The organism is Kitasatospora sp. NPDC001527, from assembly GCF_040298605.1.
Taxonomy (GTDB): Bacteria; Actinomycetota; Actinomycetes; order Streptomycetales; family Streptomycetaceae; genus Kitasatospora.
Window position 1 is genome coordinate 68,717 of the sequence record NZ_JBEPAM010000018.1, and the last position, 17,419, is coordinate 86,135.

The window sequence follows — 17,419 nt, forward strand, 5'->3', positions numbered from 1 at the left end:
GGGGCGCGCGACGACCCGGGCGCCGGTGACCGGGCCTCGGACGACCGGGCCGCGGGCAGCCGGGTCCAGGGCCGTGGACGCCCGGCGGGTCAAGGGAACTACGCTGTCCGCCGTGACAGAACGGCTTCCGCTCTTCCCGCTGAACACGGTCCTCTACCCGGGACTGGTGATGCCCCTGAACGTCTTCGAGGAGCGCTACCGCCGTCTCGTCGCCGACCTGCTGGAACAACCCGAGGACCAGCCGCGCCGCTTCGGCGTGCTCGCCATCAAGGACGGCCGCGAGACCGCCCCGGTCCGTCCCGAGGACGGCCCGGCCGGGCCGCTGGACGGCCTGGGCACCGCGACCGGCGACCCGCTGGAGGCGCTGCACCACGTCGGCTGCGTCGCCGACGTCACCTCCGTCCAGCCGCAGCCGGACGGCCGGTACGAGCTGCTGGTCACCGGCACCACCCGGTTCTGGCTCCGCTCCGTCGACGTCGGCGGGCCGTACCTCACCGGCGAGCTCGAACCCATCGAGGAGCGCACCGGCGAGGGCTCCGGCGCGCTGGCCGCCGAGGTCGAGCGGGTCTTCCGCACCTACCAGCGCCGCCTCGCCGGCGCCCGCGAGGCCAGCACCGTCGGCCGCCAGGAGCTGCCCGAGGACCCGCAGGTGCTGTCCTACCTGGTCGCCGCGGCCGCCGTCCTGGAGGTGCCGCTCAAGCAGCAGCTGCTCGCCTGCCCCGACAACGCCCAGCGGCTGCGCACCGAGCTCGACCTGCTGCGCCGCGAGACGGCGGTGCTCGGCTGGCTGCCCTCGCTGCCCGCCGTCCACCTCACCCGCCAGTCCTTCAGCCCCAACTGACCGAGCCCACCCACCGAGCCCACCCACCGAGCCCACCGATTGCGGGAGCCCCCGTGGCCAAGAAGCCGAAGAAGGGCGGCCAGGGCACGCCCGCGACGGTCGCCCTGGAGACCGCCGCCGTGCCGTTCACCGTCCACTCCTACGAGCACGACCCGGCCGCCGCCTCCTACGGCGCCGAGGCCGCCGAGGCGCTCGGCGTCCCGGCCGAGCGGGTCTTCAAGACCCTGGTCGCCGACGTCGACGGCGTCCTCACCGTCGGCGTGGTCCCGGTCGTCGGCCAGCTCGACCTCAAGGCCCTGGCGGCGGCGGTCGGCGGCAAGCGCGCCGCGATGGCCGACCCGGCGGCCGCCGAGCGCAGCAGCGGCTACGTCCGCGGCGGCATCTCCCCGCTCGGTCAGCGGCGCCCGCTGCGCACCGTCGTGGACGCCAGCGCCCTCGACCACCCCACGGTCTACGTCTCGGCCGGCCGCCGGGGTCTGGAGGTCGAGCTCTCCCCCGCCCACCTGGTCGGCCTCACCAGCGCCAGCACCGCCCCGATCGCCCGCTGACCGGGCCCGGACACGCCGCGGGGCCGGTGCGCCGCGCACCGGCCCCGGATCCTCAGGCGTCCCGCCGGTCCTCCGCCGGGACGCCCGTGGCCGCACCCGCTCCCGTGCCCGGGACGGCGCCCGCACCCGCGTCCACGGCCGGCGGCCCCGGCACCCAGTACGGCGGCGGGTCCTCCTCCCGCTTCCCGAACGCCGCCGACAGCGCCAGCAGCACCACCATCGCCGCCATCGGCCAGGCCAGCACCGCGCCGTACGCCCCGAGGTCGATGTCCGCCTGGAAGTGTCCGCCGTTGCCGACCCGCCGCGCCTCGCCGATCAAATCGCGGCTCGGCCCGAGCCACCGCCCGAGCCCCCACGCCCCGACCGACGCCAGCAGTCCGCCGACGGCCAGTCCGACCGCCACCGCGATCCCGCCGCCCCGCTTGCGGGTGACCAGGAACGCCCCGAGCGCCGTCAGGATGCCCATGCCCAGGCCGATCAGCACGAAGACGCTGTCGGCCCCGGCCCGCTGCTCCCCCTCCGGGTCGCCGTAGAGGATCTTGTTGCCGTCCACCACCAGCGGCACCTTGGGCGCCAGCCAGGCCCACAGCCCGCCCATCACGACGCCCAGCACCAGGCAGGCCAGCAGGGTGGCCGCCCCGACCCTCAGCTCGGGCATCAGCCGCTGCGCCGGCGACTGGGCCGGCCCCGCCTTCCCGGTCACCAGGTCCGGCCCGGGCGGCGGTGCGTACGGATCACGCGCGGCGTGCGGACCGGGCGCGGCGTACGGAGCGGGCACGGCGTCCGCGGGCACGGCGTCCGCCACGGCATCGGTGCCGTCGGCGCGCGCGGGGTCCGGAGGTGTGTTCGGTACGGTCACACCCCCCATCGTTTCACGGTCACCGCCCCCGCGGCCCGGCCGCCCACCGACCGGATGACCGTCCCCCCGCCGTCAGGGCCTGTCCCGCGGCTCCTCTCCGGGGCCGCGCCATGCCGGGCCGCGGAATCCAGGAGTCGGGCCCTACCGTCGGGTCGCCCGCCGGTACGCCCAGGTGGCGACGGCCAGCGACACCACGCCAACCCCGGCGCACACCGCGAGGTCCCCGACCACCGCCGCCCAGTCCGGCGAGGGGTGGAAGGTCCGGGCGAAGGCCTCCACCGCGTAGGTGGAGGGCAGCAGGTCGCGCAGCCACAGCACCGGCTGCGGCAGGTGGTCCACCGGCAGCACGCCGAGCAGCAGCGCCGCCGACATGCCCAGCTGCCCGAGCATGGTGGCGATCTCCTGCTTGGGCGCCAGCAGCCCGCAGGCCGCGCCGAGCCCGGAGAGCGCCGCGCCGGCCAGCGGCACCACCGCGAGCAGCACCCACAGCTGCCCGAGCGGCAGCCCGAACATCACCGCGCCGACCGCCGCCGTGACCAGCGTCCCCGGCAGGGTGAACGAGGCGAACGCGGCCGCCGCGCCGAGCACCACCGAGGCGGCCGGCACCGGCAGGGTCGCGTAGTGGTCCAGCCCGCCGCTGGCCCGCAGCCGGCCGAAGTACTGGGCGAGCAGGTTGAGCGCCACGAAGGCGACCACCAGCACGCTGGAGCCGGACACCACGTACCGGGCGGCCGAGGTCTGCCCGGGCTCGACGACGCCCCGCATCATCACCAGGATGCCGAGCGACTGGAAGGTCGCCACGAACAGCAGCGGGATCCGCGCCACCCGGGCCCGGGCCAGCTGCGCCCGGTAGACCGCCGCGAGGGCGGGCAGCAGCCGGGCGGCCGGGGCCAGCGGGGCGGGCCCGCCGGCCGCGTCCGGGGTGGTCCGCGGCGGTGCCGAGAGCAGCGTCACTTGGCCAGTCCTCCGTGGCGGCCGCCCAGCTTGAGGTACGCGTCCTCAAGGCTCGGGGTGGCCAGGGTGAAGTCGTCCAGGGCCGCGAAGGCCGGGCCGGTGGTGACGGCGGCGACCAGTTCGCGGGCCTGCTCGGGGGTGGTGCGCACGGTCCAGCGGCGGCCGGTGCGCTCGGCCCGTTCGGCGAGCGCCGCCACCGCGGGCACCGCCAGCGGCGCCTCGTCCCGCCAGACCAGGTCCAGCCGGACGTCGCCGTCGACCAGCGCCTTGAGGCCGCCGGGGGTGTCGCAGGCGATCACCCGGCCCTCGTCGACCACGGCGACCCGGTCCAGCACGGTCTCCGCCTCGATCACGTTGTGGGTGACCAGCAGGACGGTGGCGGAGCGCTCGGCCCGGCGGCGTTCGACCGCCGACCAGACGGCGCGCCGGGCGACCGGGTCCATGCCGGTGGTGGGCTCGTCGAGGACCAGCAGCGGCCGGTCGCCGACCAGGGCGGCGGCGAAGCAGGCGAGCCGGCGCTGGCCGCCGGAGAGCTTGGCGAGCGGCCGGTGGGCGAGCGGCTCCAGGGCGAGTTCGGTGATCACCTCGTCGGCGGCGGCGCGGGCCTGGGCCCGGCCCAGGCCGCGCAGCCGTCCGGTGGTCTCGGCGGCCAGCGCGACGGTCAGCTCGTCCAGCGCGGTGGACTCCTGGCCGAGGTAGCCCAGCAGCCGGGCGGCCCGTTCGGGGTGGCGGACCACGTCGTGGCCGAGGATCTCGATGCTGCCGGAGTCGGGCCGCAGCAGGCCGGTGAGCTGGCGGACCAGGGTGGACTTGCCCGCGCCGTTGGGTCCGAGCAGGCCGAAGATCTCGCCCTGCCGGACGGTCAGGCTGATGCCGTCGTTGGCCCGGATCTCGGTGGCGGAGGCTCCGCGCCCGGCGCGGTACGTCCGTACAAGGTCGCGTACGGCACAGCACGGCGAGGTCTCCTGGGGTGCCCGCCCGGCCGTCTCACTCACGACCGACGACTCTACGCGGTGCGACGGGCGAACCGGACAACGGGGCCCCGCCCCGCCCCCGGGAGAGGGCTTCTAGTCGTCGACCAGCAGGTCACCGCCGGGGACGCGGGCGGCGAGCTCCTTCCAGAAGCCCGCCCGGATCGCGTACCGGTCGTGCTCGTCGATCTGGTCGTCCTTGTGCGCGAGCAGCCCGAAGCGCGCGGCGTAGCGCAGCAGCTCGCCGTCCACCCGGTGCGGGATGCGCGGGTAGCCGGGCCACAGGACGGCGAGCCGTTCGGCGTCGCCGATCCGGCTGGTCCAGCGGCGGGCGAAGACCTGCCCCACCTCGTGGGCGTCGCCGCCGATGGAGGTGATGTCCTCCTCGCGGTCGGCCCAGCGCTGTTCGGCGGTGGTGAGCTGGGCGAGGGTGGGCAGGCCGTCCCCGGCCGTGACGGCGGGTTCGGCGACCGGCCGGTCGATCCAGCCCCGGTCGGAGGACCAGCGCAGCACCGGGCCGGTCTGCGGCTGGGAGGCGACGGCGGCCTGCCGGTCGGCGCTGCGCCCGGCGAGGTCCTTGGGGGTGGGCACCACCTTGAGCCCGGCGGCGGCCGGCTGGGGGCGCCCGTTGACGGCGGGGGCCGCCACGGCGGCGACGGCCACGGCGGGTTCCTCGGCGGCCGGGCGGCCGGGCACCTGGGCCGCGGGCAGCGGGCCCGGCAGGGCGCCGGGGGGCGCGGCGGGCGGCGCGGCGAGGATCTTGGCGATGTCGTGCCGGGCACCGGGGCCGGGGAAGACGCTGGAGGTGTCGCGCAGGCTGAAGGACCCCTCGATCCACTCGCGGTCCAGCACCCGCCGCTCATCGGCCTCGCCGACGAGGTCCTCGGACTGGTTGAAGTCTCCGTCGGCGGCCTGCAGCGCCCAGAGGTGGACGACGACGCCGTGCTCCTTGGCGGACATCATGCCGGGCAGCAGGTCGCCGTCGCCGGTGATCAGCACCACGTCGGCGCAGGCCCGGTTGCGGGCGAGTTCGGAGAGCTCGGCGTGCATCGCGGCGTCGACGCCCTTCTGCACCCAGCGGCCCTCGGCCCGGGTGAGCGCGCCGAGCCGCACGGTGACCCGGGGCAGGACGCGCAGCCGCCGGTGCTCGGGCATCGGGCGGCGTTCGGGCGCGGCGTCGAACCAGTAGATCCGCAGCAGCGGCAGGCCGGTCTCGGCCTCGGCGCGCTCGCGCAGGGCGGCGATCAGCGCGGTGTGGTCGACGGTGACCTTGGAGCGGGACGGGTCACCGGCGAGCAGGCTGGCGGCGGCGCCCAGCAGGTATCCGGCGTCCACCAGGACGACACAGCGGTCCATCGCGCACCTCTTTCCGCTCGCCCTCGGGGTGGGGCTCCGCCGGGACCGACGGTGCCGGGGTGGGCGCGTACGCCCGGCGCCCGGGCGGGTGGGGTGAGGGGGTGCCCGCAGCCGCCCGATCGTTGGGTCAGCTTTTTCCCCCGGATCCGCCCGCCGAACCCCGGCCGTCGCCACTGTTCCCCCAGCACGACGAGGGCCCCCGTCCGATTCCGGGTACCGGGGATCGGGGACGGGGGCCCTCGCGGGGCGTGCGGCGGTTCAGCCCTTGAGCTCGGCGGCGACCAGCTCGGCGAGCTGCACCGCGTTGAGCGCGGCGCCCTTGCGCAGGTTGTCGTTGGAGACGAACAGCGACAGGCCGTTCTCCACCGTCTCGTCGACGCGGATGCGGCCGACGTAGCTCGGGTCCTGGCCGGCGGCCTGGAGCGGGGTGGGGATGTCGCTCAGCTCGACGCCGGGGGCGCCGGTGAGCAGCTCGACCGCGCGCTCGGGGCTGATCGGGCGCTCGAAGCGGGCGTTGATCTGCAGCGAGTGGCCGGAGAAGACCGGGACGCGCACGCAGGTGCCGGCCACCTTGAGCCCGGGGATGCCGAGGATCTTGCGGCTCTCGTGGCGGAGCTTCTGCTCCTCGTCGGTCTCGTTGGAGCCGTCCTCGACGATCGAGCCGGCCAGCGGGACGACGTTGAAGGCGATCGGGCGCTGGTAGACCTTGGGCTCGGGGAAGTCGACCGCCGAGCCGTCGTGGGCGAGCGCGGCGGCGCCGTCGACGACCTTGGCCGCCTGGTCCCGCAGCTCGGCCACGCCGGCCACGCCGCTGCCGGAGACGGCCTGGTAGGTGGAGACGACGAGGGCGGCCAGACCGGCCTCCTCGTGCAGCGGGCGCAGCACCGGCATGGCGGCCATCGTGGTGCAGTTCGGGTTGGCGATGATGCCCTTGGGGCGGTCGGCGATCGCCCCGGGGTTGACCTCGGAGACGACCAGCGGGACCTCGGGGTCGCGGCGCCAGGCGGAGGAGTTGTCGATGACGACGGCGCCGGCGGCGGCGGCCTTGGGGGCGAGCGCCTTGGAGGTGGCGCCGCCGGCCGAGAAGATCACGATGTCCAGGCCAGCGTAGTCGGCCGTGGCCGCGTCCTCGACGGTGATCTCGGTGCCCTGCCAGGGCAGCGTGCGCCCGGCCGAACGGGCCGAGGCGAACAGCCGCAGCTGCTCCACCGGAAGGTTGCGCTGGGCCAGGATCTCGCGGACCACGCCGCCCACCTGGCCGGTGGCCCCGACAATGCCGATCTTCATCCGACTACTCCTCTTGATCTTGCCGCTCACAGCCGCACTCCGCCCATCATGCCTTGTCACCGGCACCGGACGGCCCGGCATTCCATCCTGTGGTCCTCGGTGGTCCAGACCATTTGCCAGTTCCAGCGCCCGCCCGACCTCGGCCGGTCCGGCCGGCAGCAGCGGCAGCCGGACGTCCGGCGTCGGGATCCGCCCCCGCGCGTGCAGCACACCCTTGACCACCGCCGGGTTCGGCGCGGCGAAGGCCGCCACCGCCAGCGCGGTCAGCCGGTGCCCCAGCGACCGGGCGCGCTCCACGTCCCCGTCCCGCCAGGCCGCGGCCAGCTCCACGAAGCGCGCGGTGGCCAGGTGCGCGGAGGCCAGGATGCCGCCGTCCGCGCCCAGCGCCAGCAGCGGCGCCAGGACGGCGTCGTCCCCGCCCAGCACCGAGAACCCGGCCGGCGCGGCCGCCAGCAGCTCCGCCGCCGCCTGGTCCACCCCGCCGGTCGCGTACTTGACGCCCACCACGTTCGGCAGCGCGGCCAGCTCCAGCAGCGCGGCGCCCGACAGCGGCTGCCCGGTCCGGTACGGGATGTGGTAGATCACCAGCGGCACCGAACTGGCCTCGGCCAGCGCCCGGAAGTGCGCGACCGTCCCGGCCTCGCCCGGCCGCACGAAGGACGGCACGGTGACCAGCGCGCCCGCCGCCCCCGGCACCCGCCCGGCCAGCGCGGCCAGCTCCTCGGCGGCCGCGGCCGTGCCCGGCCCGCCCGCGCCGACCAGCAGCGGCACGCCCCGCGCCGCGCAGACCGCCGCGCAGACCTCGGTGACCGCGCGCCGCTCGTCCGCGCTCAGCGCGGCCGGCTCCCCGGTGGTGCCGAGCGCGACCAGCCCCGCCGCACCGTCGTCCAGCACCGAGCCGGCCAGCTTCTCCAGCGCGTCCAGCGCCACCGAGCCGTCGGCCGCGAACGGGGTGACCAGCGGGACGAGAATGCCCTTGAGTTCCATGCCCACGATCCTCGGGCCCGCCGATCCCCCAGGTCCAGTTCACGTTTCCGAAGCTTCTCGTAAGCTGAGCCGATGCTCGACGTCCGACGCCTGCGCCTGCTGCGCGAACTCGCCCACCTCGGCACCATCGCCGCCGTCGCCGAGGCCCTCAGCTTCAGCCCTTCGGCGGTCTCCCAGCAGCTGTCCGTCCTGGAGAAGGAGGCCGGCGTCCCGCTGCTGGAGCGCACCGGCCGCCGGGTCACCCTCACCCCGGCCGGGCGCAACCTGGTCCGGCACGCCGAGGCCGTGCTGGAGCGGCTGGAACAGGCCGACGCCGAACTCGCCCACGCCCGCGAGGGGCTGGCCGGCCCGCTGCGGATCGGCACCTACCCGTCGGCGGCCCGCGCGATCATCCCCGCCGTCCTCGCCGAGCTGGCCGGCTGGCACCCGGGGCTGGAGCCGATGGTCACCGAGGTCGACCCGGCCGCGGTGGCGGCGGCGCTGCGCGCGGGCGAGCTGGACGTGGCGCTGGTGCACGAGTACGACCTGGTGCCCGCCGACCCGGAGCCCGGCCTGGCGCTGACCCGGCCGATCTTCACCGAGCCGATGTACCTGGCGGCCCGCGCCACCGGCACCGTCGCCGACCAGCGCGCCGAGCCGTGGATCCTCGCCCCGCCGGGCACCCTGTGCCACAGCATGGCCGTCCGGGCCTGCGAGAGCGCGGGCTTCGCGCCCCGGATCCGCCACCAGATCGACGACTTCGTCACCGTGCTCGCGCTGGTCGCGGCCGGTCAGGGGGTCGCGCTGGTCCCGCACCTCGGCATCGACCCGCTCCCGCCCGGGGTGGTGCTCACCCGGCTGCCGATGTACCGCCGCACCCGCACCGCGTTCCGCGCGGGCGCCGGCGCCCACCCCGCGATCTCCGCCTTCGTCTCCGCCCTGCACACCGCCGTCCCGGCCCCGCTGCGCAACTCCGCGTAGCCGACGGCCGCCCGTACCGGTGGCCGGGTACGGGCGGCCGATCGCGCTACGCCGCCCCGTTGCCCGCCAGGCAGCTCGGGCCGAGCAGCTGCTTCAGGTCGCCGAACAACGCCGGATCCGACTTCACCCGGTGCCGGTCCAGCCGCAGCACGGTCGTCTTGTTCCGCTCCTCCAGCCGCACCCGCACCTCGGTCGTCCCCCGGTGGCTGCTCAGCACCTCGCCGAGCCGCGCCACCAGCGGGGGCGTCACCTTGCCGCTCGGGATGCTGATGATGATCGGCGCCTCGGCGTGGGCGTTCGACAGGTCCGGGGCGGACAGCTCCATGCCCATCAGCCGCGGCACGTCCTCGCGCTTGTCCAGCTTGCCGCGGACGAACACCACCGCGTCCTCGACCAGCTGCGAGGAGACCAGCTGGTAGCTGGCCGGGAAGAACATGCAGTCGATCGAGCCGGCGAGGTCCTCGACGGTCGCGATCGCCCAGGCGTTGCCCTGCTTGGTCATCTTCCGCTGGAGGCCCGAGATGATGCCGCCGATGGTGACGATCGTCCCGTCCGGCCGCTCGGCGAGGTCCGCCACCGCGCAGTCCGCCTTGTCGGCGAGCACGTGCTCGATGCCGTGCAGCGGGTGCGAGGAGACGTACAGGCCGAGCATCTCCCGCTCCTGGGTGAGCAGGAAGGACTTCTCCCACTCCTCCTCGGAGAAGACCACGTCCAGCCCGAAGCTCGGCTCGTCGCTCGCCGGGTCGCCGCCGAACAGGTCGAACTGGCCCTCGGCCTCCTTGCGCTTGATCCCGACGACGTTGTCGATCATCGGCTCGAACTGCGCGGTCAGGCCCTTGCGGGTGTGCCCGAGCGAGTCGAAGGAACCGGCCTTGATCAGCGATTCGACGGTCCGCTTGTTGCAGACCACCGACTCCACCTTCTCCAGGAAGTCCGGGAAGGAGGAGAACTTCCCCTTGGTCTTCCTGGTCCGGATCATCGACTCGACGACCGGCCCGCCGACGTTGCGGATGGCGGTCAGGCCGAACCGGACGGTGGTGTCACCGTGCGGGGTGAAGTCCGCGTCCGACTCGTTGACGTCCGGCGGCAGGACGTTGATGCCCATCTTGCGGCACTCGTTGAGGTAGACGGCCGACTTGTCCTTGTCGTCCTTCACCGAGGTCAGCAGGCCGGACATGTACTCGGCCGGGTAGTTGGCCTTGAGGTACGCCGTCCAGTACGAGACGAGCCCGTAGCCCGCCGTGTGCGCCTTGTTGAACGCGTAGCCGGAGAAGGGGACGAGGACGTCCCACACCGCCTGGATCGCCGCGTCCGAGTAGCCGCGCTCCCGGCAGCCCTTCTGGAACGGGACGAACTCGGCCTCCAGGATCTCCTTCTTCTTCTTGCCCATGGCGCGGCGCAGCAGGTCGGCCTGGCCGAGCGAGTAGCCGGCCAGGATCTGCGCGGCCTTCTGCACCTGCTCCTGGTAGACGATCAGGCCGTAGGTGGGCCGGAGCACCTCCTCCAGGGGCTTCTCCAGCTCCGGGTGGATCGGGGTGATCTCCTGCTGCCCGTTCTTGCGCAGCGCGTAGTTGGTGTGCGAGTTGACGCCCATCGGGCCGGGCCGGTAGAGCGCCAGTACGGCGGAGATGTCCTCGAAGTTGTCGGGCTTCATCAGCCGCAGCAGCGAGCGCATCGGGCCGCCGTCGAGCTGGAAGACGCCGAGCGTGTCGCCGCGCGCCAGCAGTTCGTAGGTCGGCTTGTCGTCCAGGGGCAGCTCAAGAAGGTTGATCTTGATGCCCTTGTTCTTCTCGATCGCCTTGACGGCGTCGTCCATGATCGTCAGGTTGCGCAGGCCGAGGAAGTCCATCTTGAGAAGGCCGAGGCCCTCACAGGTGGGGTAGTCGAACTGCGTGATGGTGACGCCGTCGGTGTGCCGGGTCCAGACCGGGATGTGGTCGGTCAGCGGCTCGGCGGACATGATGACGCCGGCCGCGTGCACGCCGGGCTGGCGGATCAGGCCCTCGATGCCGCGCGCGGTGTCGATCACCTTGCGCACGTCGGGGTCGGTCTCGTACAGCCCGCGGATCTCGCCGGCCTCGCTGTAGCGCGGGTGGCTGCTGTCGGTGATGCCGGACAGCGGGATGCCCTTGCCCATGACGTCCGGCGGCATCGCCTTGGTGATCCGGTCGCCCATCGCGTAGGGATAGCCGAGGACGCGCGAGGAGTCCTTGATGGCGGCCTTCGCCTTGATGGTGCCGTAGGTGACGATCATGGCGACCTTGTCGGATCCCCACTTCTCCGTCACGTACCGGATCACGTCACCGCGCCGGCGCTCGTCGAAGTCGATGTCGACATCGGGCATGGAGATGCGCTCGGGGTTGAGGAAGCGCTCGAAGATCAGGCCGTGCGGGATCGGGTCGAGGTCGGTGATGCCCATGGCGTACGCGACCAGCGAGCCGGCCGCCGAACCGCGGCCCGGGCCCACCGCGATGCCCTGGCTCTTCGCCCACATGATGAAGTCGGCGACCACGAGGAAGTACGCCGGGAACCCCATCTGGATGATGGTGTCCATCTCGTACTCGGCGAGCTTCTTGTGCTCCTCGTCGTACCCGTGCGGGAAGCGCCAGTCCATGCCCTCCCAGACCTTGGACTTGAAGAAGTCCGCCTCGGACTCGAAGCCCTCCGGGATCGGGAAGCGCGGCATGAGGTTGCGGAACTGGAACATGCCCTCGGTGTCGACCCGGGAGGCCACCAGCAGCTGGCTGTTGCGGCAGCCCTCCTGCCAGGCGTCCGACTGGTCGAGCGCGTACATCTCGGCGGCCGACTTGATGTAGTAACCGGTGCCGTCGAACCGGAAGCGGTCCGGGTCGGAGAGGTTCTTGCCGGTCTGCACGCAGAGCAGCAGGTCGTGGGCGCCGGCGTCGGCCTCGGTGGTGTAGTGCGAGTCGTTGGTGACGACCGGCGGGATGCCGAGCTTCCTGCCGATCTCGATCAGCCCGTCGCGGACCCGCTTCTCGATGTCGAGGCCGTGGTCCATCAGCTCCAGGAAGTAGTTCTCCTTGCCGAAGATCTCCTGGTACTCGGCGGCCGACCGCAGCGCCTCGTCGAACTGGCCGAGGCGCAGCCGGGTCTGCAGCTCGCCGGAGGGGCAGCCGGTGGTGGCCATCAGGCCGCCGGACAGCTCGGAGATCAGCTCCTTGTCCATCCGGGGCCACTTGACCAGCCAGCCCTCGGAGTACGAGCGCGAGGTCAGCTTGAAGAGGTTGTGCAGGCCCTCCTTGTTCCGGGCCCAGATGGTCTTGTGGGTGTAGGCACCGGACGCCGAGACGTCGTCCTTCTTCTGGTGCGGCTGGCCCCACAGGATGCGCTTGGTGTTCGAACGGGACTCCGGGGCGACGTACGCCTCGATGCCGATCACGGGGGTGATGCCGGCGGCCGTGGCCTGCTTGTGGAACTCGGCCGCGCCGTACATGTTGCCGTGGTCGGTCATCGCGACGTGGGTCTGGCCCAGCCGCTCGACCTCCTTGAACATCTGCTTCAGCCGGGCGGCACCGTCCAGCATCGAGTACTCGGTGTGAACGTGCAGATGCGCGAACGGCTGATCGCTCAAGGCGGGGCCTCCGTAGGCTCGTGCTGGCAGGTGGGCCGGTGAACGCGCAGGTCACGGCGGATGCGCCGGAAAATGAATGAGGTCCGAGTCGCCAACCCGACCCGGACCGTCACTCACGCGTTCACGCTCCCTACTCTAGCCCCCGGCCCCTCGACCGCCCGCACTCACCCACCGCAAGGGAACCGCCACGATGTCCCACCAGACGCTCCCCGCCACGGACCGCGCCGAGGCCATACTCGGAGTCTTCGACACGGCCTTCGGCGACCTGCTCGCCCAGGACCCGGCGGCCTTCCGGGTGAAGTTCCGCAAGATGGCCGCCTCGGCCTTCGCGTTCTACCGGGGCACCGCCGCCCTCTACTACGCGGACCTCACCACCGCGCCCTTCTCCTCCTTCGGCGAGCCCTTCCTCGACGAGCGCACCAGCCGGGTCTGGATCCACGGCGACCTGCACGCGGAGAACTTCGGCACCTACCTCAACGCCGAGGGCCGGCTCGTCTTCAACGTCAACGACTTCGACGAGGCCTACGTCGGCGCCTTCACCTGGGACGTCCAGCGCCTGGCCGCCTCGCTCGCGCTGATCGGCTACGCCAAGGCGCTCTCCGACGCGACCATCACCGAGCTGGTCACCTCCTTCGCCGACGCCTACCGCCACCGGATCTCGGCCCACGTCACCACCGGCGACGCCGACCCGTACACCCTGGACACCACCGGCGGCCCGATCCTGGCCACCCTCCGGCAGGCCCGGCTGCAGACCCGGGTCTCCCTGCTCGACGGCGACACCGTGATCGAGGGCTACGACCGCCGCTTCCGCCTCGGGGGCGGCGCGATCGAGCTGGACGAGCCCACCAAGGCGGAGGTCCTCGCCGCCTTCGAGGCCTACCTCGCCACCCTGCCGCCGTCCTCCCTCGTGCGCCCGGCCGCCCTGCGGGTCAAGGACGTGGTCGGCCGCCGGGGCATCGGCATCGGCTCCGCCGGTCTCCCCTCCTACAACCTGCTCCTCGAAGGCCACACCGACGCCCTCGAGAACGATGTGATCATCTATATGAAGCAGGGCCAGACCCCGGCCGTCTCGCGTCACGTCACCGACCCGGCGATCGCCGGCTACTTCGAGCACGAGGGCCACCGCACGGTGATCTCCCAGCGCGCCCTCCAGGCCCACAGCGACCCGTGGCTCGGCCACACCACCCTGCGCGGCCGCGGCCAGCTGGTGGCGGAGGTGTCCCCGTACGCGACCGACCTCGACTGGCGCGACCTCAACGAGCTGCCCGACCTGCTCACGGTCACCGAGTACCTGGGCCGCGCCACGGCGACCATGCACGCGGCCGCCGACGAGTCCTCCAGCGGCCACACCCTGGTCCCGTTCTCCACCGAGCACGCCATCCACGAGGCCATCGCCCGCGACTCGAAGGGCTTCACCGAGATGCTGGTCGACTTCGCCCACACCTACGGCGCCCGGGCCCGCGCCGACCACCAGCTCTTCGTCGACCTCTACCGCAACAACCGCATCCCGGGCCTCTAGCCCTGCCCGGTCAGGGCCGCCAGCCGCTCCCCGGCGGCGGCCCTGACCTCCGCCGTCTCCATCTCGTCGTCCCTGAGGTACGCCAACCTCTCCCTGACCTCCACCCCGTCCTTCGCCTTCCTCACCCCCAGCAACCGGGCCGCCTCCTCACAGTCCCACAGACACTCCACATGGATCCCGTCCAACCCCGCCGGCTCGATCGCCGCCAACGCCTCCAGATACCCCGCCCGCTCGTACGAGTGCGGAGTCCACAACCAGAACCGCCGCAGCAACGACACCGCCTGCCGCGCCTCCACGCCGAACCGCGCCAACCCCCGCGCCGTGTGCACCGGCCCGCACCACCGCTTCTCCACCCAGTCCCGCTCCAGATCGGCCACCAGGACGGGGATGTCCGCCACCTCCCCGTGCTCGGTCAACACCCGGCACCCCAGCTCCGCCAACCAGCCCGTCCCGGACCCGGCCCACTCCCGCGCGGCCGGAACCGCCACCGGCCCCAGCCGCCGCACCGCACGCGGCAGCAACGGCATCGGACGCTCCCCGTCCGCCGACCCCAACGACGGCACCAACGGCAGCAACCCGGGCTCCGGCTCCCGCCCGGCCAACAACCGCACCGCGTCCCCCCACTGCCGCCTCTCCCCCGGATCCGCCAGCAACTCCAACAACCGCGCGTTCGTCTCCGCCACCAGCGGATCCGCCGGCCCGGGCCCGTCCTCCGGGGGCCTCGTCCCCATTCCCCACCGAACCCACGGCTCCCCCCAGAGATCCGTCTCGTCCCCCTTCAACCGCGCCCGCGCGGTCTCCCCCAGGTCCTCCCACCACTCCACCGGCCATCCACGCGCCATCTCCTCCAGCACATCCCGCCAGTGCTCCCCCTCGCCCACGTACCTCCGCAGCGCCTCCCGCGCCTCCCCCGACCCGCTCAGCGCCAGCAACCCCAACACCCGCGCCGCCCGCTCGCACCGCTCCTGGCTCCCGGCCAACCCCTCCACCACCGGCCCGAGCGGCAACCCCAGATCCCTCACCAGCCGCGCGAGATACACCCCCCGCTCATCCAGCCCGTCCCACCGCCAGTCCCACCGCACACACCCATGGACGACCTCCGCCACCCCCACCGGATCCTCCACAGCCATCCGGGCCCCCAACCCCCGCCCCCGCTGCACCATCCCGATCAACGACCCCGCCGGCGCATACCGCCCATCACTCATCCTCGTCACCCCCACATCCTCCCCCGCCCAGCTCCACCAGGGCACAGACCACCTTCCCCTCCGGCAACGGCTCCCACCACCAGCACCGCGCCAACCGCCGCACCATGACGAGCCCCCGCCCATGCTCCCCGGGCTCCCGCGACACTCGCCCACCGAAGAACCCCGGGTGCGAATCACCGACCCGAATCACCACCGCCCCCGCCTTGGCCACCCGAACCCCGATGCCAACGACCTGCCCACCCGAGGAGTACGCCCGCCACGTCCTGACCGTCATGCGTTTCGATCTGGAGCTGCCTCAGATCGAAGAGCTGGTCAAGGTGAGAATGATGCGCCGCGACCTGCTCGCGGGGGAGCAGGCCGTCAAGCTCTGGGCCGTCATCGACGAAGCAGCCATTCGTCGGCTCGCAGAAACACCCGAGCTTCTGCGCGGCCAACTGCAACACCTGCTGGACATGGGCGCGCGGACCAACATCACCATGCAAGTCCTCCCATTCAGCGCTGGTCTTCACCCCGGCCTGGACGGCCCCTTCGTCATCATGAGCTTCCCCGAGCCCGCGGGCCGCCTGAGACCCATGCCCACCTGCACGAGCTGCTCAAGGAGACGCGAAAGTGATCAACAAGCCCGATCCCGCCGAACTCGACTTCTCCGGCGTCTCCTGGGCGAAGTCCCCGTTCAGCGGCGGCGGCAACTGTGTGGAGTTCGGCGTGATCGGCCAGTACGTCGCCATCCGCGACTCCAAGAACCCCACACAGACCCCACTCGTCTACACCCGCACCGAGATCGCCTCCCTCCTCGACGGCGCCAAGTCCGGCGCCTTCGACCACCTGCGCTGAACACCTCCCTCGGCCGCCTTCGTCACACATGACGAAGGCGGCCGGACCCCCGCCCCAGCGAGCCGGGCTCCCGAGAGCCCGGCTCCCTTGCGCACCACGACCCCGGCGCTACCCCCACCTCGGCGCAGGAAGTCGGCCCGGGTAAGGGATCCAGCCGGAAGAAACGGTGTCGTAGTGGGCGGCGGTTTCCGGGCGGAGGGCGGTGAGGGGGAGCCACTCGTCGTCGGGGTCGCGGTCGTCGAGGGGGCCGGGGGCCCAGGTCAGCAGGACGCGGTCCCCGGCGACCTCCGCGATCCAGCCGAGGAACTCCCGCCCGTCGCGGCAGGTGAAGCCCACCTTGGCGACCTCCTCGCAGCGACGGGCGAGATAGTCGTGCAGCCCCTTGGGGGGCCGCACGCCGCACCATTGGTCGGCGCCCCACTCCTCGAACCGCGCGACCTCGGCGAACCCCAGCTTCGCGGCGAGGCGCATCGAGCGGTCGTTGGCGGTCTGGGTGGTGAGCACCACCGGCTCGCCGGGAAGCGCGTCGGCGTACCAGTCGAGCACCGCCTCGCACGCCTCGGCGGCGTACCCGAACCCCCACGCCTCCGGCAGGAACAGGTAGCCGAGTTCGGCCTCCCCGGTGTCCGGACGGACCTGGCTCCGGTGCTCCACCGCCCGCCGGTTGAGCTCGACGGTGCCGATCATCGCCCCGTCGAGCTCGATCACGAAGAAGCCGGGACGCCGCCCCGGCACCGCGGGCACCATGCACTCAAGCTCGTCACGCGGTCGGGCGCCACCGGTGTACGCACCCACCTCCGGCGAGGCGAACAGCTCGATGAACGCCGCACGGTCCCGGGCCTCGGACGCACGAAGCACCAGCCGCTCGGTCCTGATCGGGGCCGGGGGCCAGGCGCCGGGGCCGGGTTCGGTCATGGCCGACACCGTAGGCGCCCCCGTTGTGCACGTCCAGCTCCGCCGGGAAGTCCAGCGCCACTGCCCGCTCGGCGGTTTTGGGATCAGCTGGCCGTCAGCCGGCCAGGGCTTCGCCGAGCCGGGCGTGGGCCGGGCCGGGCCGGGACGGACAGAGCGTGGCGGAGGCCTTCGGCCCGGGTGCGCACCAGCCCGTCGCGGTACGCCTTCGGCAGGTGTTCCCAGACGTCGACGGCCATGGTGGCCGCGGCGGTCGGGTCGCCATCGGTGTTGAGGCAGATCGCGGTGTCCATGGCCAGCAGGGCGCGGGTCATCACGGAGGCCGAGTGGGTGAGGGCGAGGGCGGCTTCCTGCTCGGCGTACGCCTCGCGGGTCTGTCCCAGGAGGGTGAACGCCTGGGAGAGGTGGACGTGGTGTTTCTGGAGGGAGTAGCCGAACCAGGTGTCGGCGGGCCGGCCTCGGTGCGGGCGCGGACGGCCAGACAGAGCGCGTTGTCCGGCCCGGACAACGCGCCCCCTCCTACCAAGCCCCTTCCTGAGGCCTTTCCCCTGCCGTGCGCGGGAAGTCGGCCGGGCCGACTTCCCGCGCACGGCG

At 73.2% G+C, this 17,419-nt stretch carries 13 protein-coding genes and 3 pseudogenes; 6 read left to right on the forward strand and 10 right to left on the reverse strand.

Annotation, left to right across the window (positions count from 1 at the left end; translation table 11 throughout):
* Positions 1 to 112: 112 nt before the first annotated feature.
* Both ABT238_RS18895 and ybaK read left to right on the forward strand, forming a co-directional pair.
* Positions 113 to 841, forward strand: coding sequence for an LON peptidase substrate-binding domain-containing protein (locus ABT238_RS18895; protein ID WP_350563675.1), 729 nt, complete (start codon positions 113 to 115; stop codon positions 839 to 841).
* 53 nt (positions 842 to 894) lie between these two features.
* Positions 895 to 1,389, forward strand: coding sequence for a Cys-tRNA(Pro) deacylase (gene ybaK / locus ABT238_RS18900; protein WP_350563677.1), 495 nt, complete (start codon positions 895 to 897; stop codon positions 1,387 to 1,389).
* 52 nt (positions 1,390 to 1,441) lie between these two features.
* On the opposite strand, the gene ABT238_RS18905 is transcribed toward ybaK, so the two are convergent.
* The 6 genes and pseudogenes from ABT238_RS18905 to ABT238_RS18930 form a co-directional block, all read right to left on the reverse strand.
* The gene (locus ABT238_RS18905; protein ID WP_350769082.1) at positions 1,442 to 2,248 is read right to left on the reverse strand and encodes a hypothetical protein; all 807 of its coding nucleotides are present in this window, start codon (positions 2,246 to 2,248) and stop codon (positions 1,442 to 1,444) included.
* 141 nt (positions 2,249 to 2,389) lie between these two features.
* Positions 2,390 to 3,202, reverse strand: coding sequence for an ABC transporter permease (locus ABT238_RS18910; RefSeq protein ID WP_350563681.1), 813 nt, complete (start codon positions 3,200 to 3,202; stop codon positions 2,390 to 2,392).
* Positions 3,199 to 4,197 carry an ABC transporter ATP-binding protein gene (locus ABT238_RS18915; protein ID WP_350563683.1) on the reverse strand — a complete coding sequence of 333 codons (999 nt, stop codon included), beginning with the start codon at positions 4,195 to 4,197 and terminating at the stop codon, positions 3,199 to 3,201. Before ABT238_RS18915 ends, ABT238_RS18910 begins: the two co-directional genes overlap by 4 nt.
* A gap of 72 nt (positions 4,198 to 4,269) precedes the next feature.
* The gene (locus ABT238_RS18920; RefSeq protein WP_350563685.1) at positions 4,270 to 5,529 is read right to left on the reverse strand and encodes an NYN domain-containing protein; all 1,260 of its coding nucleotides are present in this window, start codon (positions 5,527 to 5,529) and stop codon (positions 4,270 to 4,272) included.
* A gap of 258 nt (positions 5,530 to 5,787) precedes the next feature.
* Positions 5,788 to 6,816, reverse strand: a complete 1,029-nt coding sequence (locus tag ABT238_RS18925; protein WP_350563687.1) for an aspartate-semialdehyde dehydrogenase — start codon at positions 6,814 to 6,816, stop codon at positions 5,788 to 5,790.
* A gap of 210 nt (positions 6,817 to 7,026) precedes the next feature.
* Positions 7,027 to 7,803, reverse strand: a pseudogene (locus ABT238_RS18930) (dihydrodipicolinate synthase family protein); the annotation flags it as partial.
* A gap of 72 nt (positions 7,804 to 7,875) precedes the next feature.
* Here ABT238_RS18930 and ABT238_RS18935 point away from each other — a divergent pair.
* A complete protein-coding gene (locus ABT238_RS18935; protein WP_350563691.1) occupies positions 7,876 to 8,763 on the forward strand; it encodes a LysR family transcriptional regulator in 888 nt (295 codons plus the stop codon).
* A 46-nt stretch (positions 8,764 to 8,809) separates the two neighbouring features.
* Here the strand turns inward: ABT238_RS18935 and dnaE are convergent, their stop codons facing one another.
* On the reverse strand, positions 8,810 to 12,355 hold the full coding sequence (dnaE, locus tag ABT238_RS18940; RefSeq protein WP_350769083.1) for a DNA polymerase III subunit alpha: 3,546 nt from the start codon (positions 12,353 to 12,355) through the stop codon (positions 8,810 to 8,812).
* 190 nt (positions 12,356 to 12,545) lie between these two features.
* Here dnaE and ABT238_RS18945 point away from each other — a divergent pair, with 190 nt between their 5' ends.
* On the forward strand, positions 12,546 to 13,874 hold the full coding sequence (locus ABT238_RS18945) for a DUF2252 domain-containing protein (RefSeq protein WP_350563695.1): 1,329 nt from the start codon (positions 12,546 to 12,548) through the stop codon (positions 13,872 to 13,874).
* On the opposite strand, the gene ABT238_RS18950 is transcribed toward ABT238_RS18945, so the two are convergent.
* The gene (locus ABT238_RS18950) at positions 13,871 to 15,088 is read right to left on the reverse strand and encodes a hypothetical protein (RefSeq protein WP_350769084.1); all 1,218 of its coding nucleotides are present in this window, start codon (positions 15,086 to 15,088) and stop codon (positions 13,871 to 13,873) included. The two genes, ABT238_RS18945 and ABT238_RS18950, sit on opposite strands and share 4 nt — an antisense overlap.
* Positions 15,089 to 15,351: 263 nt before the next feature.
* Between ABT238_RS18950 and ABT238_RS18955 the strand changes: the two are divergent.
* Both ABT238_RS18955 and ABT238_RS18960 read left to right on the forward strand, forming a co-directional pair.
* A pseudogene (locus ABT238_RS18955) lies at positions 15,352 to 15,585 on the forward strand (Scr1 family TA system antitoxin-like transcriptional regulator); the annotation flags it as partial.
* A 103-nt stretch (positions 15,586 to 15,688) separates the two neighbouring features.
* On the forward strand, positions 15,689 to 15,913 hold the full coding sequence (locus ABT238_RS18960; protein WP_350769085.1) for a DUF397 domain-containing protein: 225 nt from the start codon (positions 15,689 to 15,691) through the stop codon (positions 15,911 to 15,913).
* Positions 15,914 to 16,297: 384 nt separating this feature from the next.
* Here ABT238_RS18960 and ABT238_RS18965 read toward each other — a convergent pair.
* A pseudogene (locus ABT238_RS18965) lies at positions 16,298 to 16,828 on the reverse strand (GNAT family N-acetyltransferase); the annotation flags it as partial.
* 83 nt (positions 16,829 to 16,911) lie between these two features.
* Positions 16,912 to 17,142 (reverse strand): hypothetical protein, encoded by a 231-nt coding sequence (locus ABT238_RS18970; protein ID WP_350769086.1) that lies wholly within the window; start codon positions 17,140 to 17,142, stop codon positions 16,912 to 16,914.
* Between the last annotated feature and the right edge of the window lie 277 nt (positions 17,143 to 17,419).